Origin of the sequence: Rhodococcus indonesiensis, from assembly GCF_047782815.1 — a bacterium.
Taxonomy (GTDB): domain Bacteria; phylum Actinomycetota; class Actinomycetes; order Mycobacteriales; family Mycobacteriaceae; genus Rhodococcus; species Rhodococcus indonesiensis.
In genome coordinates this window covers 3,976,170-3,996,258 of the sequence record NZ_CP180630.1, presented here as the reverse complement: position 1 = coordinate 3,996,258, position 20,089 = coordinate 3,976,170, and the positions used below count along the sequence as shown (strand labels likewise).

Sequence of the window (20,089 nt, the reverse complement as noted above, 5' to 3'; positions counted from 1 at the left end):
CTCCCACGTGACCGAACCTGCCCCGTCCGAGACCCGCACCATCGTGCACGTGCTCCGGCACGGCGAGGTGCACAACCCCAGTGGCATCCTCTACGGCCGGCTGCCCGGTTTCCGGCTGTCCGTGACCGGGGAGGCGCAGGCCCGGTCGGTGGCCTCGGCCCTCGCCGACCACGACATCGCGCACATCGTCGCCTCCCCGCTCGAGCGGGCCCAGCAGACCGCCCAGCCCATCGCGGACAAGCACGGCCTGCCCGTGGCGACGGACGAGAACCTCGTCGAGGCGGGCAACCAGTTCGAGGGCCTGCGAGTGGCCGTCGGCGACGGGGCGCTGCGCCGCCCGCGGCACTGGTGGAAGCTGCGCGACCCCTTCACCCCGTCGTGGGGTGAGCCCTACCTGCAGATCGCGCACCGCATGCTGGCCGCGGTCAACGCCGCTCGTGTCGCAGCCGTGGGACGCGAAGCCGTGTGCGTGAGCCACCAGCTTCCGGTGTGGACCCTGCGCCGCTTCCTCGAAGGGGAACGGCTGTGGCACAACCCGCAGCACCGCCAGTGCAGCCTGGCGTCGCTGACCTCGCTGGTGTACCAGGGCGACACCCTCGTCGACATCGTCTACTCCGAACCGGCCGGGGCCTCGGACCCGACCGTCCACGGCGCATGAGACGCCGGGCCACGCGACGGGCGGCGCTGGCGGCGACGGCGCTGGCCTGTAGTGTCGTCCTCACCTCGTGCGCGACCGGCGACGACGCCGTCGCCACCGGCGGCACCTTCGACTTCGTCTCGCCGGGCGGTCAGACCCGGATCTTCTACGACCCGCCCGCCGAACGCGGCACCCTCGGGACGCTCACGGGCGAGGACCTGATGAACGAGGGTGAGACGATCTCGCTCGACGACTACGCCGGCCAGGTGGTGGTGCTCAACGTGTGGGGCCAGTGGTGTGCCCCGTGCCGTAGTGAGGCCGACGACCTCGAACAGGTCTACGAGGCCACCGAGGACCAGGGCGTGCAGTTCCTCGGCATCAACGTCCGCGACAACCAGCGCGACAAGGCCCAGGACTTCGTCGTCGACAACCGGGTCGGTTACCCGTCGATCTACGACCCGTCGATGCGCTCGCTGCTGGCGCTCGGGGCGAACTACCCGACGTCGGTCGTCCCCACCACGGTCGTCCTCGATCGTGACCATCGCGTCGCGGCGGTCTTCCTCACCGAACTGCTCGCGAGCGATCTGCAGCCGGTCGTCGAGCGGATCGCCGCGGAAACCCCCGCCGAGCAGTGACATGGGTGGTGCAGTCGTGAGCAGTAGTCCGCTCGTGAGCGAGGCCGTCCTCGCCGCGGGCATCGGGGACACCTTCCAGTCGGTCGCCTCGTCCGGCCCGCTGCTGCTGGCCCTCGGAGCGTGCCTGCTGGCCGGGCTCGTGTCCTTCGCCTCGCCCTGCGTGGTGCCGCTCGTGCCCGGCTACCTGTCCTATCTGGCCGGGGTCGTGGGCGCCGAGGCCCCGGCGGTCACCGCCGCCGAGGCGCGGGGACGCACCACCACCGTCCGCGACGACGGCCGGCTACGCGTCGCCGGGGCCGCCGCGCTGTTCGTCGCCGGATTCACGGTGGTGTTCGTCCTCGCCACCGCGTCGGTGTTCGGGGCGATCTCCGCGCTCTCCGTCAACCGCGAGCTGCTGATGCGGATCGGCGGGGTGGTCACCATCGTGATGGGGCTGGTGTTCGTCGGCCTGATCCCGGCCCTGCAGCGCGACACCCGCCCCGAACCCCGGCGAATCTCCGGGCTGGCCGGCGCGCCGCTGCTCGGCGGCGTCTTCGCCCTGGGATGGACGCCGTGCCTCGGCCCCACCCTCGCCGGGGTGATCTCCCTGGCCGCCGGCACCGAGGGCACCACCGCCGCCCGGGGCGTCGCGCTCATCGTGGCGTACTGCCTCGGTCTCGGGCTGCCCTTCGTCGTTCTCGCGCTGGGCTCCGCCCGGGCCCTGCGCGGGGTGGGCTGGTTGCGCGCCCACGCCCGCACCGTCCAGCTCGTCGGCGGCTTCATGCTCGTGGCCGTCGGAATCGCCCTCGTCACCGGCGCCTGGGACGTGTTCGTCTCCTGGATCCGGGACGCCTTCATCTCCGAGGTCACGCTCCCGATATGACGGCCACCGACACACCCACCGCCCCACCGTCACCGACCCCGCCGCGGCAGGGCCCGGCCGGCCGCGCCGCGGCGTTCGTCCGCAACACCTGGCGCGGCCTGACGTCGATGCGCACCGCGCTGGTGCTGCTGTTCCTGCTCGCGCTGGCCGCGATCCCCGGCGCGCTGCTGCCGCAGCGCAGCCTCAACGCCGGCAAGGTCGACGAGTACATCGCCGCGCGCCCGACCCTCGGGCCGCTGATGGACCGGCTGGAGCTGTTCGACGTGTTCGGCAGCTTCTGGTTCACCGCGATCTACGTGCTGCTGTTCGTCTCCCTGATCGGCTGCATCCTGCCGCGCTGCACCGAGTACTACCGGGCGCTGCGCACCCGGCCCGTGCCGGCGCCGCGCAACCTGTCGCGACTGCCGCACCACCTCGAGGCCACGGTCGACGGCACCCCGGAGGAGGTGCTCGCCCGGGTACGGGGTCAGCTGCGGGGCTGGCGCATCGCCGAGCGCGGCGACGAGCCGGGCGCCCGCCGCGGCGCGCGCGACGGGGAACTCACCCTCTCGGCGGAGAAGGGATACCTGCGCGAGGCCGGCAACCTGCTGTTCCACCTCGCGCTGGTGGGGCTGCTCGCCGCCGTCGCGGTGGGCAAGCTGTTCGGCTACGAGGGCCAGCGCATCCTGGTCGCCGACGGCGAGGAGTTCTGCACCAGCTCGCCGGCGGCGTTCGACTCCTTCCGCGCGGGCAACACCCTCGACGGCACGGGCCTGACTCCGATGTGCATCCGCGTGAAGGACTTCTCCGCGGACTATCTCGACAACGGCCAGGCCGAGATGTTCACCTCGAACATCGACTACCAGGCGGGGGCCGACCTGGCGACGAACACCTGGCGCGAGGCCCAGCTGAAGGTGAACCATCCGCTGCGGGTCGGCAGCGACCGCGTCTACCTGCAGGGCCACGGCTTCGCGCCGTCCTTCACGGTGACATGGCCCGACGGCGAGACCCGCACCGAGAAGCTGCAGTGGCGACCGGACGACGCGACCACCTTCCTCAGCAGTGGCGCGATGCGCTTCGATCCGCCGGGCGGGATGTACCCGGATGCCGACGAGCGGCGGCGCAACCAGATCGCGATCGAGGGACTGTTCGCCCCCACGGCGGTGTTCCACGGCAACCTGTTGTCCTCCGGCTACCCGGCGCTGACCGATCCCGCCGTCGCGATCGACATCTACAAGGGCGACACGGGTCTCGACACCGGCACCCCGCAGTCGCTGTTCTCCCTGAACGGCGAGCTGATCAACCAGGGCCGGCTCGTCAAGCAGGACCGTGTGAACCTGTATGCGGGGGAGAGCGTGACGCTCGCCGACGGGACGCAGATCCGGTTCGACGGCGCGACCGACTTCGTGAACCTGCAGGTCTCCCACGACCCGGCGCAGACGTGGGTGCTGCTGTCGGCCGTCACGATGATGGCGGGGCTGCTGGTGTCGCTGGTGATCAAGCGCCGCCGGATCTGGGTGCGGGTCTACCCGGCCGGTACAGTGGCCGACGGGGAACGACGTACCGTAGTAGAACTCGGTGGTCTCGCCCGGACCGATCAGGCCGGATGGGGTGACGAGTTCGAGCGTCTGACCGGCCGACTGCTCGGCGACGACACGACCGCACGTGCGAAGGCAGCACAGGAGAAGAAGGCATGACCCTCAACGAGACCCTCGCGCAGTACAGCGACTGGGCGTTCGAATCGGCGTTCGCGGTGCTGGTGCTGGCGCTGGTGCTGCTGATCGCCGAGTACGCGTCGCACCGGGCCGACCTCGTCGCCGAGCGCGAGCGCAAGCTCGTCGCCGTGGGCGCTGCCGAATCGCCGTCGGAGCCGGCCGGACCGGGCCGGGTGGCGGAGGTGCAGGGCCGGACGCTGTCCGAGCGTCTCGGCAACATGGGGCGTGCGCTCGTCGTCGTGGTGGCTGCCCTGCAGGTGACGTCGATCGTGCTGCGCGGGCTGTCCACCGAGCGCTTCCCGCTCGGCAACATGTACGAGTTCGTGGCCATGGCATCCGCCGCGGCGGTGCTGTTCGGGCTGGTGGTGCTGCGCAAGCCGGCCTACCGGATCATGTGGGTCTACCTGCTCGTGCCGGTGCTGATCCTGATGTTCCTCGCGGCGACCGTGCTGTACGCCGACGCCGCCCCCGTCGTGCCCGCCCTGCAGTCGTTCTGGCTGCCCATCCACGTGACCATCATCAGCGTCGGCAGCGGCATCTTCCTGGTCTCCGGCGTCGCCAGCCTGCTGTTCCTGCTGCGCATCCGGTTCCCGAAGGGCGAGGAAGGCCGCGGCGTGTTCGGCCGGATCGCCGAACGCCTGCCCGACGCGCAGACTTTGGACCGTCTCGCCTACCGCACCACCATCATCGGGTTCCCGCTGTTCGGTGCCGGCATCATCCTGGGGGCGATCTGGGCCGAGGCCGCGTGGGGCCGGTTCTGGGGCTGGGATCCCAAGGAGACCGTCTCCTTCATCACCTGGGTGATCTACGCGGCGTACCTGCACGCCCGTGCGACGTCGGGCTGGCGCAACACCCGTGCGGCCTGGATCAACGTCGCCGGGTTCGTCGCCATGCTGTTCAACCTCTTCATCATCAACATGGTCGTCTCCGGTCTGCATTCGTACGCCGGCCTGAACTGATCTGTTATCGTCCGCGTCGGCCGGGCCGTGGGGGACCGGGGACGGGGGACGACAGCGTGGTGCCGCAGGAGAGCGAGCGGGCGGGGACAGCACAACCGTCGGCGCGGGATCTGGACGCGTCGCTGCTCGTGAACCGGGTGCAGTCGGCGCCCGCGCGGGGGTGGCGCCGGGCCGTGTACCGCGGCACCGGCGGGCGCATCGATCCCGGCGACGGCCGACGGGACCGTCAGCGGCGTGAGTTGACAGAGCAGGTGCGCGGACCGCTCCGGGGCTGCTACCGGATCGCGCTGCTGAGCCTGAAGGGCGGGGTGGGAAAGACCACCGTCACGGTCACGCTCGGATCCACATTCGCGTCCCTGCGGGGCGACCGGGTGGTCGCGGTGGACGCCAATCCCGACCGGGGGACGCTCAGCCAGAAGGTCGCCGACCGGGCCTCGGGAACCGTGCGTACCCTGCTGCGCGACGAGGCGCGCATCCGTCGCTACAGCGATGTGCGGGCCCATACGTCACAGAATCGGCACCGGCTCGAGGTGCTGGCCTCGGACAGCGATCCGGCCGTCTCGGAAGCGTTCAGTGCGCGGGACTACGAGCGGACGCTGGCCGTCCTCGAACGGTTCCACACCATCGTGCTCACCGACTGCGGCACGGGACTGATGCACTCGGCGATGCGGGCGATCCTCGAGAACGCGGACACGCTGGTGGTGGTCAGTTCCGGATCGGTGGACGGGGCGCGCAGTGCCTCGGCGACGCTGGACTGGCTCGACGCGCACGGCTACCGGGACCTGGTGGCCCGCTCGGTGGCGGTGGTCAACGCCGTGCGGCCCCGGTCCGGCAAGGTGGACGTGGACCGGCTGGTCGAGCACTTCGCCCGGCGCTGCCGCGGCGTCCACGTACTACCGTTCGATCCGCACCTCGAGGAGGGCGCGGAGGTCGACCTGGCCCGGCTGCAGCCACGCACCCGGCGGGCGCTGCTGGAACTGGCGGCGGGAGTCGCCGCCGACTTTCCGCGCCGAGGTGACCTGGGCCGGCCCGCCGGCGGGAGATGACCCCCGGGCGAGCGCAGCGACGGGAGAGAAACCGCAGGCGAGCGCAGCGACGGGAGATGACCCCCGGGCGAGCGCAGCGACGGGAGAGAAACCGCAGGCGAGCGCAGCGACGGGAGAGAACCGCAGGCGAGCGCAGCGACGGGAGCGAAACCGCAGGCGAGCGCAGCGACGGGTTCGCTCCGCCGCGAGCGCAGCGACGGAGCGGGCACCGCGGTCCGAGGGTCAGTCTCCGGGGTCCTGCTCGGGGCCGGGGGTGCCGTCGGTGGAATTGCGACGGAACTGCCGGTCGACCTCCCACAGGAAGTCCGGGTCGTCGTCGGGGCCGATCACGCGGGTCGGCTGGGAGCGAAGTCCGGGACCGAACGCCTTCCACAGCAGCACCGCAATCGTGAGGGCACCGACTATGGCCAACAGGTAGAGCACCACGCACCTCCTCGCCGCGAGCAGTCTGCCGGCCTTTCCGTGGCCGGCCGGGCCTGCTCTTTCAGTCTATTCGTAGCGGCGAGGGTGTCGGTGCGCCCCCGGTCCCCGATCAGGAGTGCGGCCCGGTCAGCGGGTGGTGGCTTCGGTGGTGAGGGAGCGCAGCAGCGCCAGCACCTCGGACTCCCGGAAGCGGCGATGACCGCCCGGGGTACGCAGCGAGCCGAGCCGGCCGGCGTGAGCCCAGCGGGTGACCGTCTTCGGGTCCACGTGGAACAGGGCCGCGACCTGGCCGGGGGTCAGCAGGGATTCCTTCGCGCCGTTGAATGCGGGTGCGCTCATCGATGGTCCTTCCGGGTGTTTCGTCTCGTTCGGATCGTCGTGGCCATGTTGACACCGAATACCCTGGTTGCTCGAACGGTCTACCGTTGGTAAAGCGGAAGTAATAGACAAAACGGACGGTCGACCAGATGGACCGCTGCCCGCGGCGGTTACCCTGGACAGGTGAGTGAAGCATCGCAGAACCGCCCTGACCAGCCCGGAAATCCCGGCCGGCCCGGAAATCCCGGCACCGACAGAGGCACCTTGGCCCGGGACGTCGCCCTCTATTCGCTGGCCCGCCTGCTCCTCGTCCTCGTGCTCGCCGTGGTGATCCTCTACCTTCCCCGTCTGTTCGGGGTGGAGATCCCCCTGCTGGTCGCTGCGCTCTTCGCGGTGCTGATCGCGCTGCCGCTCTCGCTCGTCGTGTTCGCGCCCCTGCGCCGCCGGGTGAACGCGGGCATCGCGTCCGTCGACGCGCGTCGCCGCGCCGACCGGGCCGACCTCCAGTCCCGGCTGCGCGGCGAGGATCGTAGGTGAGTGAAGGCGTCGTCGACCGCAGTGCGTCGCGGGAGTGGGTGGATCGTGCCGTCCAGCTGATCGAAGCCGACTCCCAGCGCAGCGCCGACACGCATCTCCTGCGTTATCCGCTGCCCCCCGAGTGGGGGGTGCAGCTGTACCTCAAGGACGAGTCCACGCACATCACCGGCAGCTTGAAGCACCGGCTCGCGCGATCGCTGTTCCTCTACGCCATCTGCAACGGCTGGGTGCGCGCGGACACCCCGATCATCGAGGCATCTTCCGGCTCGACTGCCGTCAGCGAGGCGTACTTCGCCAAGCTGCTCGGCCTCGACTTCGTCGCGGTGATGCCGCGGAGTACCAGCCCGGCGAAGGTCGCACTCATCGAGGCGCAGGGTGGACGGTGCCACTTCGTCGACCGGCCGCCGGAGATCTATACCGAGGCGCGCCGTCTCGCCGCCGAACTGGGCGGTCACTACATGGACCAGTTCACGCACGCGGAACGAGCCACCGACTGGCGCGGCAACAACAACATCGCCGAATCGATCTTCACCCAGCTGCAGCTCGAGGAGCATCCGATCCCGGAGTGGATCGTCGTCGGCGCCGGCACCGGCGGCACCAGCGCCACGGTCGGCCGGTACATCCGGTATCGCCGGCACCGTACCCGGCTGGCCGTCGTCGACCCCGAGAATTCCGCGTTCTACGGCGGGTACGAGACGGGCTCGGTGGACTACACGACGGGCATGCCGTCGCGTATCGAGGGCATCGGCCGGCCCCGGGTGGAGCCGTCGTTCGTCGGTCAGGTGGTGGATCGGATGATCCGGGTGCCGGACGCCGCGTCGATCGCCGCGATGCGGCACGCGAGCGAGGCCCTGGGCCGCCGCGTCGGGGGCTCGACCGGGACCAATCTCTGGGGTGCGTTCGGTCTGATCGCGGCGATGATCGCCGACGGCCGGCGCGGCAGCGTCGTCACCCTGCTGTGCGACGGCGGGGAGCGCTACGCGGGCACCTATTTCGACGACGACTGGGTGGCCGGGGAGGGTCTGGACCTGGCGGGCCCCGCTGCGACGCTCGAGGAGTTCACGGCCACCGGCAGATGGCGGGCGTGACCCCGCGATCCGGACCTTACGAGCCCGTAGCCTACGGTTGCGTAGGTTCGGTATCGTGAGGACATGGAACGTCCCGCCGTGTCCCTGGACAACTACGAAGCCGTCTACGACTTCTACCTCGGGCACCGGCAGAACCGGCCCGTCGCCCAGGCCGCCTACGCCCTGCTCGCCGCCCGGTATCGCCCCCGGGTGCACTACGCCCGGGACGTCCGCGATCGCCTCCGGGAACTCATCCGGGCTCGGACGCCCCTCCTGATCGTCGCCAACCATCTGACGCACAGCGATCAGTACGTCCTCGCGGCGACGGCGTGGCGCTCGCCGCTGCGCCCGGTGATCGGCAGGACGCGGGTGCTGGCGAAGGACGAGCTGTTCGCCGACGAGTCGCAGCGCCGCAAGATCGACATGATGGGCGGGATCCCGGTCTTCCGGGCCAAGAATCACGGCCTGCGGGCGGTCTCCGACGCCGGACGCCGGATGATGGACGTCTCCGCCGCCCGGCTGCATCACGGCGACAGCGTCGCGATCTTCCCGGAGGGCACCTGCAACGAGGGCGACCCGACGCGGTTGCAGCCGCTCGGGACCGGCATCGGCCACATCGTCCGCCGGGCGCGCGATCTGGGGGCGCGACCCGCCCTGGTGTGCGTCGGGATCGGGTACGGGCCGGGCAAGGACCCGTCGCGCCCGGCGAGTGTGTTCCTCACCGACCCGGTCACCGACCTCGACGGCAAGGTCCGCGACGTCACGCGCCTGGTGCAGGACGAACTGCAGCGTGCCGTGGACGCTGCCGTCGCACGGTACTGATCAGCTCGGCCGGACCCGGCCTGTCAACTTCTGTTGACGTTCGTCGGATGTCAACGTAAATTGACGTCATGACCGAGGCCACCACACTCGCCGCCGCCGCCGGAAGCCCCGACCCCGCAGAGGGGCTGCGGGCCGTGCGCGCCCTGCGACGGTTGCTCGAGCGGCTCGAGGCGATCCAGGTCGACAACGCCCGCCGACAGGGCTGGTCGTGGCAGGCGATCGCCGACGCACTCGAGGTGAGCAGGCAGGCCGTCCACCAGAAGTACAACCGGAAGCGTGGGTGATCCGCCGTGTTCGAACGATTCACCGCCGGCGCGCGAGCCGCCGTCGTCACCGCGCAGGAGGAGGCCCGGGAGCTGGACGCCCGACGAATCACGCCGGCCCACCTGCTGCTCGGCGTCCTCGGCACCGCGGACGTGACGCTCCGTGACCTGCTCGCCGACCTGGGGCTCACCGCCGGGACCGTGCGCAGCGAACTGGCGCGGGACGCCGGGATGCTCGGCGACGAGGACGCCGCCGCCCTCGGTGCCATCGGTATCGACCTCGATTCCGTCCGGGCCAGACTGGAGGAGAGCTTCGGCGAGGGCGTCCTCGACCGCGGACCCGGCGGGGGCCGGCGGGGGCCGTTCGCGCGGCACATGCCGTTCGATCCGGCCGCGAAGAAGTCCTTGCAGCTCGCCCTGCGGGAAGCTCTCGCGCGCCGGGACCGCGTCATCGGCTGCGAGCACCTGCTGCTCGGGATCCTGCGTTCCGACGACGAACGTGCCTGCACCCTGGTCGAGTCCCACGTCTCTCGCAAGGTCCTGCGCGACCGTCTGCGCGACTACCGGGGCCGGGCGGCCTGACGTCCGAGTCTGCGACCGCGCCGCGGGAGCCGGATGTGGAACAGTGTCGGCATGATCAACTTCCTGGTCCGGCTGGTCCTCAACGCCGTCGCCATCTGGCTGGCGGCCCAGTGGGTCTCCGGCATCGACTTCACGGGGTCCGGCACCGGTGCCACCAACGAGATCATCGCGCTGCTGGTGATCGCGCTCGTCTTCACCGTCGTCAACGCCTTCGTCAAGCCGCTGGTGCAGCTGCTGTCTCTCCCGCTGCTCATCCTGACGCTGGGCCTGTTCACCCTCGTCGTGAACGCGCTGATGCTCATGCTCACCGCATGGCTGAGCGAGTTCACCGACTACGGTCTGACCGTCGAGGGCTTCTGGACCGCGTTCTGGGGCGCCCTGATCATCTCGATCGTCAACTGGGCGCTCGGCCTGCTGGTGCCCGACCGGAAGTGACGTTCCCGGGCACGACCGCTCACGCGACGAACAGCGCCGCCGCGGTCGCGACGGCCCACGCCAGCATCGCTACACCCGAATCCCGCAGCGCCGGGATCAGGTGCATGCCGAGCCCACCGGACCGCACGGGTGCGTGGGCGCGCACCGCGAGCGGCAGCGCGAGCAGGCCCGCCAGTGCCCACGGCGTGCGCGCCACCAGGGCCAGCGACGCCACGAACGGCACGGCCAGCAGGATCAGGTGCAGCGTCCGGGTCCGCGGATCGCCCAGTCGCACCGCAAGCGTGCGCTTGCCCGAGACGGTGTCGGTGGGGATGTCGCGCAGATTGTTGGCCACCAGCACCGCACTCGAGAACGAGCCCACCGCCACTGCGCACGCCAGCCCGACCCAGTCGATCCGGCCGGCCTGCACGAACTGCGTGCCCAGCACGGCGACGAGCCCGAAGAACACGAACACCGCGACCTCGCCGAACCCGCTGTAGCCGTAGGGGCTCCGGCCCCCGGTGTAGTACCAGGCACCGGCGATGCACACCGCACCCACCAGCAGCAGCCACCAGGCGCTCGTGATCGCCAGCACGATCCCGGCGGTCGCGCCCACACCGAAGCATGCGAACGCGGCCCGCTTGACCGCCGCCGGCGCCGCCGCGCCCGAGCCGACCAGCCGCAGCGGGCCGACCCGGTCGTCGTCGGTCCCGCGGATGCCGTCGGAGTAGTCGTTGGCGTAGTTGACCCCGACGATCAGCGCGAGGGCAACCACCAACGCCAGGAGGGCCTTCCACCACACCACGCCGTCGAGCGCGGCCGCGGCGCCGGTGCCGGCGACGACCGGGGCGATCGCGTTGGGAAGTGTGCGCGGACGGGCGCCTTCGAGCCATTGACCAGCGGTTGCCATGCGTCGATCCTGCCATCGAGCGAATGTGCCCTCCCGTCGGGCCGAGGAGATGACCGATCCACTCGCCCGGCCGCGACGGGCCGACCTACGAGAACCGGGCCACCAGCGCCCGCCGGTCCACCTTGCCGGGGCCGCGCAACGGCAGGGCGGGGACGACGTACAGCGCCCGCGGTGCCGCGGTGACGTCCAGCGATGCGCTCGTCCAGGTTCGCAGTTCGTCCAGCGTGGGGGAGGCGCCGGCCTCCGGAACGACGACGACCGCCACCCGCTGCCCGAGCCGGGGATCGGGCAGGCCGATCACGGCGCACTCGCGGACCGCGGGGTGCTCGAGCAGGACGGCCTCGACGACCTGCGGCACGACGGTGAGACCGCCGGTGGTGACGGCCTCGTCCAGGCGCCCCAGGATACGCAGGACCCCGTCGGTGAGTTCGCCCGCGTCGTCCGTGCGGAACCAGCCGGGCTCCGCGAACGCCGGATGGTCGGGCAGACCGCGGTAGCCGCGGGCGAGGGTGGCCCCGCCGAGCCACACCCGGGACTGCGCGTCGACCCGGACCGTCGTCCCGGCCAGCGGGACTCCGTCGTACACGCACCCGCCGCACGTCTCGCTCATCCCGTAGGTGCGGACCACCGTGATGCCGGCGTCCTGCGCCCGGCGCAGGACCGGGGCGGGAGTGGCGGCACCGCCCAGCAGGATCGCATCCAGGTCGGCGAGGGCCGCGACGGCAGCCGGGTGATCGAGGGCCTTGATCAGCTGGGTGGGCACCAGCGACGTGTAGCGCCGCCCGGCGGGCATCGCGGAGACAGCCTCGGGCAACCGGCCCGGATCGAAGCCGTCGGCGACGTCGATCACCACGGGTCCGGTTCCCGCCAGCAGGCCTCGCAGCAACACCTGCATGCCGGCGATGTGGTGGGCGGGCAGCGCCAGCAGCCACGAGCCGGGCCCGCCGAGACGTTCGTGCGTGGCGTCACCGCTGGCCCGCAACGCTGCGGCGGTCAACTGGGCACCCTTCGGGGTGCCCGTGGTCCCCGAGGTGGCCACGACGAGGCCGATGCCGTCGTCGACGGGTTCGCCGGGGTGCAGGGCCCCGGTCAGTCGCCGGATCTCCCGGTCGTCGGCGGCCGGCACCGGGAGCAGGGCCGGTCCGTCGCCGTCGAGCATGCGACGGAGTGCGGGCAGCACCTCCGGCACCGCGTCGCCGGAGGGGACGGGCAACACCTCGAGGTTCACGAGGCGGGGCCGGTGAGCGGCCACCCTCCGGTCTCGAGGTGCCGGCGCACCCGATCGATGTCCTCTTCGAGCGGCATCTCGTTGGTGATCTTCGTGATCAGAACCGCGATGTCCGTCTTCGAGATGGGCAGGTCACCCTCGTCGACGAGGGCGTGCGCGACCTGGTCGACCTCGTCCTCCGACAGCCGCCGGCTGAGCAGCGCGAACAGGGGCACGTAGTCCTGTTCCGGCACGCCCTCCGGGTAACCGGCGCGCAGCCATTCGATGATGGAGGTGAGGAACGGCGGAAGCGTCACGGGGGCACCTCCTCAGTTCGTCCCGTCGCCGGCGGTCACCACGGTCCCGTCCTCGGCGACCACCGGCCAGCCTCCCGCGGCGAGGTGCCCGGCGACTCGTTCGATGTCCTCCTCCGACGGTTCCTCGTGGAGCACGCCGGCGATGATCTGCTCGAGCGTGTCGTAGTCGACGTAGCGCTCGGGATGCTCGTGGGCCGTGGCGATCGACATCTCGCACACTTCGGCGATCTCCTCGTCCGTCAGACGCCGTCGCAGCACGGCGAGCAGCGCGAAGTGATCCTTGGCCGGGATGCCTTCCGGGTAGCCGGCGCGCAGCCAGTCGAGGACCGAGCGGAGCGAGTACTTGGGCAATGTCGTTCTTTCGTGGGACGGGCGGAGAGGCAGTGGTGGCTCAGAAGATGTCGAGGCCGAAGGTGCTCGACAGGAAATCCGAAGCCAGCAACAGTATCCCCGCGACGATCGCGATCAGCACGACGGCGAAGCAGACGACGGCGCCGGCGATGCCGAGCGGGTTCGGCCGGGCCTGCTCACCTGCGCGGCCCGCTACGAGCGAGCGCATGCCGAGGGCGAAGACCGCCGGCAGGCCCGCCCCGAAGAAGAGTCCGACGAGGACGACCTGCCACAACGATCCGAGGGTGTTCGTCAACAGGGTCACTTGCGTCCCTCCGTGGGAGTGGTCGGTGCGGCCGGCACGTCGCCGGGAGCCGGGACCGGGGTCTGCGCGGGAGCGAGCTTGCCGTCCCACTCCGCGGTGACATTGGAGGCGTCGATCGGCTGCCGGCGCGAGCGCACGTACATCAGCAGCGACAGCGCGCACAGCACCGCGAACACCACCACCACACCCGGCAGGCCGCCGATCAGATGGGCCAGCCCCCAGCACAAGGCGCCGACGAGGGCCGCCGACGGCAGGGTGATCAGCCAGGCGACGGCCATGCGGCCGGCGACGCCCCAGCGCACGTTCGCCGAGCGGGTGCCGAGTCCGGAACCCAGGATCGACCCGGTCGCCACGTGGGTGGTCGACAGGGGCAGACCGAAGTGGCTCGAGGTGAGGATGATCGCGGCCGACGACGACTCGGCCGCCATGCCCTGCGGGGGTGCGATCTCCACCAGCCCCTTGCCGAGCGTGCGGATGATGCGCCAGCCGCCGAGGTACGTGCCCAGGGCGATCGCGACGGCGCAGGAGAACTTCACCCAGAACGGCATCTCCGCGTCGGCGGTGATGCTGCCGTGTGCGACGAGCGCCAGGAAGATCACGCCCATCGTCTTCTGTGCGTCGTTGGTGCCGTGCGCGAGCGAGACCAGCGAGGCCGAGCCGATCTGGCCGATACGGAAGCCGTGCCCGCGGGTCTCGTCGGGCACCGCGCGGGTGATGCGGTGCACCGACCAGGTGCCCACGGTGGCGACGAGTGCTGCGACCACCGGCGCCAGCAGCGCCGGAATGATCACCTTGCCGATCACCCCGTCCCACACCACGCCGTTGATGCCGAGCGACGCCAGGGACGCGCCGATGAGGCCGCCGAACAGTGCGTGCGACGAGCTCGACGGCAGGCCGAACAGCCACGTCGCGAGGTTCCAGAGGATGCCGCCGACGAGCCCGGCGAACACGATGAGCAACAGGGCCTCGCCGCCGGTGCTGTCGAGGTTGACCACCCCTTTGGCGACCGTCGCGGCAACCTCGACCGACAGGAATGCGCCGATCAGGTTGAGCGAGGCGGAGAGGGCGACCGCGACCTTCGGTTTCAGGGCGCCGGTGGCGATCGATGTCGCCATCGCGTTCCCGGTGTCGTGGAAGCCGTTGGTGAAGTCGAATGCGAGGGCAGTGACTACCACCACCAGGAGGACGACAAGCTCTGCGGTCACATCTGCCGATTGTGAGGTAGCCGGTGGGTAAAAGTACAGCGACGGTTCGGTGAACACCGACACCTCGACGGCTCCGCCGGTGGCAGCGTGCCCGCGCCGGTTCCCCGCTGTGCGGAGTTTCACTCACCGATGGGCGTGTGACCGACTTCACGGTAGGTCTCACTGACCGGGAATCCCACGTCGCGGCCTCCACGGCCCTGGCTAGCTTTCGCCGCACCACCCCTCCCGAGCCGACCGCCGGACAGGGGTTGCTGTGACGAAGGAGACACCCGACTTTGAACAAGCACACACTCGCCAGGTCCGTGCTGGCGCTCACGGCCTCTGTGGCGTTGCTCTCGGCCTGTGCCGGCGAACGCGGCGCCGACCCGTCGGGCGGGGCCGGCACCGGCGGTACCGGAGCTGCCGCGGCCGACACCCTCGCGGTGGACAAGTTCGGCACCCTGGACTCGCCGTGCGGCGAGGGCGACGCCACGGGTGCCACCGACCAGGGCGTGACCGACACCGAGATCAGGATCGGCTACGGCGACGATCGCGGCTACGCCAAGAGCCCCGGCCTGAACAAGGAGATGTCCGACGCCGTCTCCGCGATGATCGACTGGTGCAACGCCCAGGGCGGCATCAACGGGCGCACCATCGTCGGCACCGACTACGACGCAGCGATGACCCAGGCCAACTCGGTCATGCAGGACGCGTGCCGCTCCGAGTTCATGTTGGTCGGTCACGGCTTCGCGATGGACCAGACCGCCGAGCAGACCCGCGTGGCCTGCAACCTCGCGGCGGTCCCCGGGTTCACCGTCTCGCCGGAAGCGGCCAACGGGCCGATGACCTACCAGGGCGTGCCGTTCCCCGTGGACTACGCCAACGGCTCGGCCTGGTTCCAGCTGGCGCAGCTGCGGCCGGACCTGAAGGACAAGTTCGACCTCGTCGGCAGCACGATGCCGACGATCGTCACGTCCCTGACGAAGGTGCGCTCGATCGCCGAGGCCGCCGGATTCGAGCTGAAGAACTGCGGCGTCACCATCAACTACGACGGCGAGGCCAGCTACGTCCCGTTCGCCGAGAAGTTCAAGGAGTGCGGCGTCGAGGGCCTGTGGACCTCCCGGTCGCCCGTGCCGAACGAACTGAACTTCTTCAAGGCACTCGGCCAGGTCGGCATCGATCCCGTCCTGATGGGTGAGGCCACCTGGTACGGCGAGACCGTCAAGGAGGCCAACGCCGGCGGCCTGCTCGACAACCTGTATGCGGGCATGGGCTTCCAGATGCTCGAGAACGCCGACAAGGTGCCGGCGGTGCAGCAGTACGTCGACCTCGTCGAGGAGCAGGGCGGCAAGACCGCGCTGCTCGGCATGCAGGCGACGTCGTCGTTCCTGCTGTGGGCCACCGCGGCCGAGGAGTGCGGGTCGGACCTGACCCGGCAGTGCATGATCAACGAGCTCTCGCAGATCCACGAGTGGGACGGCGGCGGCCTGCACGCCGTCACCGATCCCGGCGCCAACATGCCCGCCAAGTGCGGACTGGTGGTCTCGCTGAAGGGCGACGCGTACACGCAGGCGTTCCCGCAGTCCTCCGCCGAGTTCGAATGCAACGACTCCTACCTCGTCGCCACCGCACCCGAGACGTGGGGCACCGAACTCGGTCCGGACCGGATCGCCACCAAGTTCATGAACCCGAACGTGCTCGCGCCGCAGGACTGACCGGCCTGCTCCCACCGGCGGGGCGGTGCCCGCGCGGCGCCGCCCCGCCTCCACACGACCGGTTCTCTACCGACAGGGCTTCACCATGAACACATTCGTGACGTTCACGATCCTGGGCCTCGTGCTCGGGTCCGTGTACGCGATCGCGGCCTCCGGGCTCGTTCTGACCTACAACACCTCCGGAATCTTCAACTTCGCGCACGGCGCCCAGGCGATGCTCGGCGCATTCCTCTACTGGCAGCTCACGGCCGGATGGGGGCTGCCCGTCCCGCTGGCCCTGCTGGTGGTGCTGTTCCTCGCGGGGCCGCTCATGGGCCTGGCGCTGTACGTGGTGATCATGCGGGGCCTGCGGGACACCGCCGAGGTCACCAAGATCGTCGTGACCGTCTCGATCATGCTGGGGATGCTGTTCCTGTCCCAGTGGTTCTGGCATCCGGAGAAGCCCCGCTCGCTGGGCATGTTCTTCGGCGACGACACGGGGATCAGGGTGCTCGGGGCGTTCGTCCGGGTCCACGAGATCCTGTGCGTGCTCGCAGCCGTCGGGATCGCGGTCGGGTTGCGCATGCTCTTCCAGCGCACCCGGACCGGCGCCACGATGCGCGGCGTCGTCGACGATCCCGACCTGCTGCGGCTCAACGGGCACAACCCCGAGCGGATCGCCGCGTTCTCGTGGGCGCTCGGCTCCACCCTCGCCGTCCTCGCCGGCGTGCTGATCACCCCGATCAGCGGCGGCAGCCTCGAGGCGAACATGCTCACCCTGCTCGTCATCGACGCATTCGCGGCCGCCATGTTCGGCCGGCTCAGCTCCATCCCGCGCACCTTCGTCGGCGCCCTCGTCCTGGGCCTCGCCGGCGCCTACCTGATCGGTTACGCGCCCTCCTCGTGGGCGTGGACGTCGAACCTGCGGGTCTCGCTGCCCATGGTGGCGCTGTTCGTGGTGCTGATCGTGCTGCCCCAGGACCGGCTGCGCGGCGCAGCGATGCGCACCCGCGAGCGCTACCACGTGCCGAGCGTGCGCAAGGCCGTGGTGTGGGCGGTCGCGCTCGTTGCGATCGTCTACCTCATCCGGCTGCTCATGGTGGAATCCGCGATCACCACCTTCACCCTCGGCATGACCTTCGCGATCGTCGCGCTGTCGCTGACCCTGCTCACCGGGTACGCGGGGGAGATGAATCTCGCCCCGCTGTCGTTCGGGGCGATCGCCACGATCGTCGTGTTCCACTTCGGGATCACCGGCACCGGACTCGACCAGCGGTTGACCGTGTGGGGTGTGCTGCTCGCCGTGGCCGTCACCGCGCTCGTCGGCGGGCTCGTCGCCCTCCCGGCGCTACGCCTGCGGGGTCTCTACCTCGCGCTCGCCACCATGGCATTCGGCGTCTTCGTCTCCAACATGGTGCTGCGTGACACCACCGAGCACGAACTGTTCGGCGTGAAGTTCTCGATCTTCTCGGGTGGTTCGCTGGTGATCCCGCCCCTGCGGATCGGCCCGCTCGACCTGCAGGACGAGACGACGTTCCTCATGACGGCGACGGTGTTGTTCGCGCTGCTCGGTGTCGGCGTCGTCGCACTGCGCAACAGGGGCTACGGTCGTCGCCTGGCGGCGATGAAGGACAGTCCCGCCGCCTCGGCCATGCTCGGGCAGAACCTGATCACCCTCAAGCTGAGCGTGTTCATGCTCTCGGCCGCCATCGCCGGGCTCGGCGGGGTGCTGATGTCGAGCGCCACCGGCGCCGTCGCGGGCGAGAACTTCAACATCATCGTGAGCCTGACCCTGCTCATGCTCACGGTCGTCGCGGGCATCGGATACGTCAGCGGCGCGCTGTTCGGCGGTGTCATGGCCGGGGTGGGCTTCGCGGTCATCATGGTCTCGTTCAACAACCTCGCCAAGACGCAGCCCGAACTCGAGGGCCTGTACCTGCTGCTCGGCAACATCGCCGCCGTCAGCCCCGCGCTGATCGGCATCGGGGTGGGTCACAACCCGTCCGGCAGTGTGCACCAGATGGTCGAGGGTTACCGCCGTCTGCTCTCCGCCCGGCCGGTGCTCTACGGCGGCGGCGCCGTGATCGCGCTGCTCTACGTCCTGGCCCTGACGGGCGTCCTGGGCAACTGGTGGTTCGCGGCCCTGACCATCACGATCGTGTTCCTGCTGCCGGTCGTCGGCGAGTGGCTCATGCCCGGTGCGGTACTCGGAGCCGACGAAGTGGAACGGCGCCGCACCACCCCGCCCGAACTCGTCGGTCTCGACGAGCCGTACACCGCCGAGGGGCGCTACCGGCTGGACCGGGAACTGGGCCTGCCCGCGGCGCGGCCCACCCCGGCGGCGCCCGAACCGTCCGCGAGCGTCGCGAAGGAGCTGAGCGCGCATGTCTGACACCCTGCTCGAGACCCGGGGCATCACGGTCCGGTTCGGCGGGCACACCGCCGTCGACGACGTGAGCATCACCGTCGCCGCGGGCACCGTGACGGGGCTGATCGGCCCCAACGGCGCCGGCAAGACCACCCTGTTCAACACCGTCACCGGACTGCAGAAGCCGACCGCCGGGCAGGTGCTGCTCGATGGCGTCGACCTCACCCGCGCCGCGCCCTACAAGCGCGCCCGGCGCGGACTGGCCCGCACCTTCCAGCGGCTCGAGCTGTTCCTGTCGCTGTCGGTGCGCGACAACCTGCGGGTCGCCGGCGACATGCACCGCACCGCGACCCGTGCCCGCCACGACATCGACGCCGAGACCGACCGGCTGCTCGAACTGACCGGACTCACCGACGTCGCAGACATGGACGTCTCCGACATTCCCACCGGCCGCGCCCGCGTCGTCGAGGTCGCACGGGCGCTGATGACCCGGCCGCGCGTGCTGCTGCTCGACGAACCGGCGTCCGGGCAGACGGAGCAGGAGACGGACGACTTCGCGGACCTGCTGTGCCGGCTCGCCGACGACGGCCTCGGGATCTGCCTGGTCGAGCACGACCTGCCGCTCGTGATGCGGGTGTGCTCGCGCATCCACGTCCTCGACTACGGCGCCCTCATCGCCTCGGGCAGCCCGGAGCAGATCCGCAACGACCCCGCGGTGATCGCCGCATACATCGGAACCGAGGAGGTGGCATGAACGCCCCCGTCACCGATCTCGCCGACATCTCCGGCGACGAACCGACCCCGTTGCTCGAGCTGGTCGACGTGCGGGCCAGCTACGGACCCATCGAAGTGCTGCACGGGGTGAACCTCACGCTGCAGCCGGGCTCGGTGGTCGCCCTGCTCGGGCCGAACGGCGGCGGCAAGACCACGACGCTTCGGGTGTGCTCGGGCGTCCTGCCCGTCGAGCACGGCGAACTGCGCGTCGCCGGTCGCGTCGTCAACGGTGTCGACGCCGCCGCGCTCGCCCGGCTCGGCGTCTGCACCATCCCGGAGGGGCGGGGGATCTTCCCCAACCTCACCGTCCGGGAGAACCTGTGGGTCGCCACCGGCACCGGCGTGTCGCTCGAGGACCTCGAGACCGTCGCCTACGAGCGCTTCCCGATCCTCGGGAAGCGGCGCGGCCAGCTCGCGGGTTCGATGTCGGGCGGCGAGCAGCAGATGCTCGCCCTGTCGCGCGCCCTGGGCACCGCTCCCACTGTGCTGCTGCTCGACGAACTGTCCATGGGGCTCGCCCCGCGGATCGTCACCGAGATGTACGACATCGTCGGCCGGCTCGTCGAGGACGGGTTGTCGATCCTCGTCGCTGAGCAGTTCGCGCGGGCGGTGCTGCCCATCGCGACGTCGGCCGCGCTGATGCTGCAGGGCCGCGTCGTGCGGATCGGGGATCCGGCCGACATCGAGAACGAACTTTCGACCAGTTATCTAGGAGGATGAC

At 70.6% G+C, this 20,089-nt stretch carries 24 protein-coding genes; 16 read left to right on the top strand and 8 right to left on the bottom strand.

Going from position 1 to position 20,089, the window contains the following annotated elements; all coding sequences use genetic code 11:
• Nucleotides 1-7: 7 nt before the first annotated feature.
• Genes ACM26Y_RS18270 through ACM26Y_RS18245 form a run of 6 tightly spaced genes read left to right on the top strand, consistent with a single transcriptional unit; the run spans nt 8 to nt 5,833 of the window.
• Nucleotides 8-658: a histidine phosphatase family protein gene (locus tag ACM26Y_RS18270; protein ID WP_003937572.1), complete on the top strand. Its 651-nt coding sequence runs from the start codon at nt 8-10 to the stop codon at nt 656-658.
• Nucleotides 655-1,272 (top strand): TlpA disulfide reductase family protein, encoded by a 618-nt coding sequence (locus ACM26Y_RS18265; protein WP_003937573.1) that lies wholly within the window; start codon nt 655-657, stop codon nt 1,270-1,272. Before ACM26Y_RS18270 ends, ACM26Y_RS18265 begins: the two co-directional genes overlap by 4 nt.
• Nucleotide 1,273: 1 nt before the next feature.
• Nucleotides 1,274-2,134, top strand: coding sequence for a cytochrome c biogenesis CcdA family protein (locus ACM26Y_RS18260; RefSeq protein WP_052033990.1), 861 nt, complete (start codon nt 1,274-1,276; stop codon nt 2,132-2,134).
• The gene (locus ACM26Y_RS18255; RefSeq protein ID WP_003937575.1) at nt 2,131-3,810 is read left to right on the top strand and encodes a cytochrome c biogenesis protein ResB; all 1,680 of its coding nucleotides are present in this window, start codon (nt 2,131-2,133) and stop codon (nt 3,808-3,810) included. Before ACM26Y_RS18260 ends, ACM26Y_RS18255 begins: the two co-directional genes overlap by 4 nt.
• The gene (gene ccsB / locus ACM26Y_RS18250) at nt 3,807-4,787 is read left to right on the top strand and encodes a c-type cytochrome biogenesis protein CcsB (RefSeq protein ID WP_416061521.1); all 981 of its coding nucleotides are present in this window, start codon (nt 3,807-3,809) and stop codon (nt 4,785-4,787) included. Before ACM26Y_RS18255 ends, ccsB begins: the two co-directional genes overlap by 4 nt.
• Nucleotides 4,784-5,833 carry a MinD/ParA family protein gene (locus ACM26Y_RS18245; RefSeq protein WP_371383509.1) on the top strand — a complete coding sequence of 350 codons (1,050 nt, stop codon included), beginning with the start codon at nt 4,784-4,786 and terminating at the stop codon, nt 5,831-5,833. Before ccsB ends, ACM26Y_RS18245 begins: the two co-directional genes overlap by 4 nt.
• A 222-nt stretch (nt 5,834-6,055) precedes the next feature.
• Here ACM26Y_RS18245 and ACM26Y_RS18240 read toward each other — a convergent pair whose 3' ends face one another.
• Complete coding sequence (locus ACM26Y_RS18240) at nt 6,056-6,259, bottom strand: hypothetical protein (RefSeq protein WP_003937578.1); 204 nt, start codon at nt 6,257-6,259, stop codon at nt 6,056-6,058.
• A 123-nt stretch (nt 6,260-6,382) separates the two neighbouring features.
• Nucleotides 6,383-6,595, bottom strand: coding sequence for a BldC family transcriptional regulator (locus tag ACM26Y_RS18235; protein ID WP_003937579.1), 213 nt, complete (start codon nt 6,593-6,595; stop codon nt 6,383-6,385).
• Between the two features lie 162 nt (nt 6,596-6,757).
• Here ACM26Y_RS18235 and ACM26Y_RS18230 point away from each other — a divergent pair, with 162 nt between their 5' ends.
• The 6 genes from ACM26Y_RS18230 (at nt 6,758) to ACM26Y_RS18205 (ending at nt 10,280) form a co-directional block, all read left to right on the top strand.
• Complete coding sequence (locus ACM26Y_RS18230; RefSeq protein ID WP_416061520.1) at nt 6,758-7,111, top strand: DUF4229 domain-containing protein; 354 nt, start codon at nt 6,758-6,760, stop codon at nt 7,109-7,111.
• Entirely contained in the window at nt 7,108-8,199 is a 1,092-nt protein-coding gene (locus ACM26Y_RS18225) for a PLP-dependent cysteine synthase family protein (protein ID WP_003937581.1), read from the top strand. Before ACM26Y_RS18230 ends, ACM26Y_RS18225 begins: the two co-directional genes overlap by 4 nt.
• Before the next feature lie 63 nt (nt 8,200-8,262).
• Nucleotides 8,263-9,000, top strand: a complete 738-nt coding sequence (locus tag ACM26Y_RS18220) for a lysophospholipid acyltransferase family protein (protein ID WP_054373168.1) — start codon at nt 8,263-8,265, stop codon at nt 8,998-9,000.
• Between the two features lie 68 nt (nt 9,001-9,068).
• Nucleotides 9,069-9,284, top strand: a complete 216-nt coding sequence (locus tag ACM26Y_RS18215; protein ID WP_003937583.1) for a hypothetical protein — start codon at nt 9,069-9,071, stop codon at nt 9,282-9,284.
• Nucleotides 9,285-9,290: 6 nt separating this feature from the next.
• Complete coding sequence (locus tag ACM26Y_RS18210; RefSeq protein ID WP_054373169.1) at nt 9,291-9,845, top strand: Clp protease N-terminal domain-containing protein; 555 nt, start codon at nt 9,291-9,293, stop codon at nt 9,843-9,845.
• A gap of 51 nt (nt 9,846-9,896) precedes the next feature.
• On the top strand, nt 9,897-10,280 hold the full coding sequence (locus tag ACM26Y_RS18205; RefSeq protein ID WP_003937585.1) for a phage holin family protein: 384 nt from the start codon (nt 9,897-9,899) through the stop codon (nt 10,278-10,280).
• 19 nt (nt 10,281-10,299) lie between these two features.
• Here the strand turns inward: ACM26Y_RS18205 and ACM26Y_RS18200 are convergent, their stop codons facing one another.
• The 6 genes from ACM26Y_RS18200 to ACM26Y_RS18175 all read right to left on the bottom strand — a co-directional run bounded on the left by ACM26Y_RS18200 (nt 10,300) and on the right by ACM26Y_RS18175 (nt 14,553).
• Nucleotides 10,300-11,169, bottom strand: a complete 870-nt coding sequence (locus ACM26Y_RS18200; RefSeq protein WP_289379466.1) for a 1,4-dihydroxy-2-naphthoate polyprenyltransferase — start codon at nt 11,167-11,169, stop codon at nt 10,300-10,302.
• Between the two features lie 85 nt (nt 11,170-11,254).
• Nucleotides 11,255-12,397: an o-succinylbenzoate--CoA ligase gene (gene menE / locus ACM26Y_RS18195; RefSeq protein WP_416061519.1), complete on the bottom strand. Its 1,143-nt coding sequence runs from the start codon at nt 12,395-12,397 to the stop codon at nt 11,255-11,257.
• Nucleotides 12,394-12,693 (bottom strand): DUF3349 domain-containing protein, encoded by a 300-nt coding sequence (locus ACM26Y_RS18190; RefSeq protein WP_003937588.1) that lies wholly within the window; start codon nt 12,691-12,693, stop codon nt 12,394-12,396. The genes menE and ACM26Y_RS18190 overlap by 4 nt, the downstream gene beginning before the upstream one ends.
• Before the next feature lie 12 nt (nt 12,694-12,705).
• Nucleotides 12,706-13,044 (bottom strand): DUF3349 domain-containing protein, encoded by a 339-nt coding sequence (locus ACM26Y_RS18185; protein ID WP_416061518.1) that lies wholly within the window; start codon nt 13,042-13,044, stop codon nt 12,706-12,708.
• Nucleotides 13,045-13,084: 40 nt separating this feature from the next.
• Nucleotides 13,085-13,348: a hypothetical protein gene (locus ACM26Y_RS18180; protein WP_416061517.1), complete on the bottom strand. Its 264-nt coding sequence runs from the start codon at nt 13,346-13,348 to the stop codon at nt 13,085-13,087.
• Nucleotides 13,345-14,553 carry an inorganic phosphate transporter gene (locus ACM26Y_RS18175; RefSeq protein WP_416061516.1) on the bottom strand — a complete coding sequence of 403 codons (1,209 nt, stop codon included), beginning with the start codon at nt 14,551-14,553 and terminating at the stop codon, nt 13,345-13,347. The genes ACM26Y_RS18180 and ACM26Y_RS18175 overlap by 4 nt, the downstream gene beginning before the upstream one ends.
• A gap of 275 nt (nt 14,554-14,828) precedes the next feature.
• On the opposite strand from ACM26Y_RS18175, the gene ACM26Y_RS18170 reads away from it, so the two are divergent.
• The 4 genes from ACM26Y_RS18170 to ACM26Y_RS18155 all read left to right on the top strand — a co-directional run bounded on the left by ACM26Y_RS18170 (nt 14,829) and on the right by ACM26Y_RS18155 (nt 20,088).
• The gene (locus ACM26Y_RS18170) at nt 14,829-16,247 is read left to right on the top strand and encodes an ABC transporter substrate-binding protein (protein WP_003937592.1); all 1,419 of its coding nucleotides are present in this window, start codon (nt 14,829-14,831) and stop codon (nt 16,245-16,247) included.
• A gap of 85 nt (nt 16,248-16,332) precedes the next feature.
• Nucleotides 16,333-18,618 (top strand): ABC transporter permease, encoded by a 2,286-nt coding sequence (locus tag ACM26Y_RS18165; RefSeq protein ID WP_289379471.1) that lies wholly within the window; start codon nt 16,333-16,335, stop codon nt 18,616-18,618.
• On the top strand, nt 18,611-19,348 hold the full coding sequence (locus ACM26Y_RS18160) for an ABC transporter ATP-binding protein (RefSeq protein WP_003937594.1): 738 nt from the start codon (nt 18,611-18,613) through the stop codon (nt 19,346-19,348). The genes ACM26Y_RS18165 and ACM26Y_RS18160 overlap by 8 nt, the downstream gene beginning before the upstream one ends.
• Complete coding sequence (locus ACM26Y_RS18155; protein WP_003937595.1) at nt 19,345-20,088, top strand: ABC transporter ATP-binding protein; 744 nt, start codon at nt 19,345-19,347, stop codon at nt 20,086-20,088. Before ACM26Y_RS18160 ends, ACM26Y_RS18155 begins: the two co-directional genes overlap by 4 nt.
• Nucleotide 20,089 lies beyond the last annotated feature (1 nt).

Bases quoted from the DNA above. Each gene is read 5' to 3' on its own strand.
- ACM26Y_RS18265 (WP_003937573.1), top strand. From the start codon at position 655: ATGAGACGCCGGGCCACGCGACGGGCGGCGCTGGCGGCGACGGCGCTG.
- ACM26Y_RS18260 (WP_052033990.1), top strand. From the start codon at position 1,274: ATGGGTGGTGCAGTCGTGAGCAGTAGTCCGCTCGTGAGCGAGGCCGTC.
- ACM26Y_RS18255 (WP_003937575.1), top strand. From the start codon at position 2,131: ATGACGGCCACCGACACACCCACCGCCCCACCGTCACCGACCCCGCCG.
- ccsB (WP_416061521.1), top strand. From the start codon at position 3,807: ATGACCCTCAACGAGACCCTCGCGCAGTACAGCGACTGGGCGTTCGAA.
- ACM26Y_RS18235 (WP_003937579.1), bottom strand. From the start codon at position 6,595: ATGAGCGCACCCGCATTCAACGGCGCGAAGGAATCCCTGCTGACCCCC.
- ACM26Y_RS18220 (WP_054373168.1), top strand. From the start codon at position 8,263: ATGGAACGTCCCGCCGTGTCCCTGGACAACTACGAAGCCGTCTACGAC.
- ACM26Y_RS18215 (WP_003937583.1), top strand. From the start codon at position 9,069: ATGACCGAGGCCACCACACTCGCCGCCGCCGCCGGAAGCCCCGACCCC.
- ACM26Y_RS18205 (WP_003937585.1), top strand. From the start codon at position 9,897: ATGATCAACTTCCTGGTCCGGCTGGTCCTCAACGCCGTCGCCATCTGG.
- ACM26Y_RS18200 (WP_289379466.1), bottom strand. From the start codon at position 11,169: ATGGCAACCGCTGGTCAATGGCTCGAAGGCGCCCGTCCGCGCACACTT.
- ACM26Y_RS18165 (WP_289379471.1), top strand. From the start codon at position 16,333: ATGAACACATTCGTGACGTTCACGATCCTGGGCCTCGTGCTCGGGTCC.
- ACM26Y_RS18160 (WP_003937594.1), top strand. From the start codon at position 18,611: ATGTCTGACACCCTGCTCGAGACCCGGGGCATCACGGTCCGGTTCGGC.
- ACM26Y_RS18155 (WP_003937595.1), top strand. From the start codon at position 19,345: ATGAACGCCCCCGTCACCGATCTCGCCGACATCTCCGGCGACGAACCG.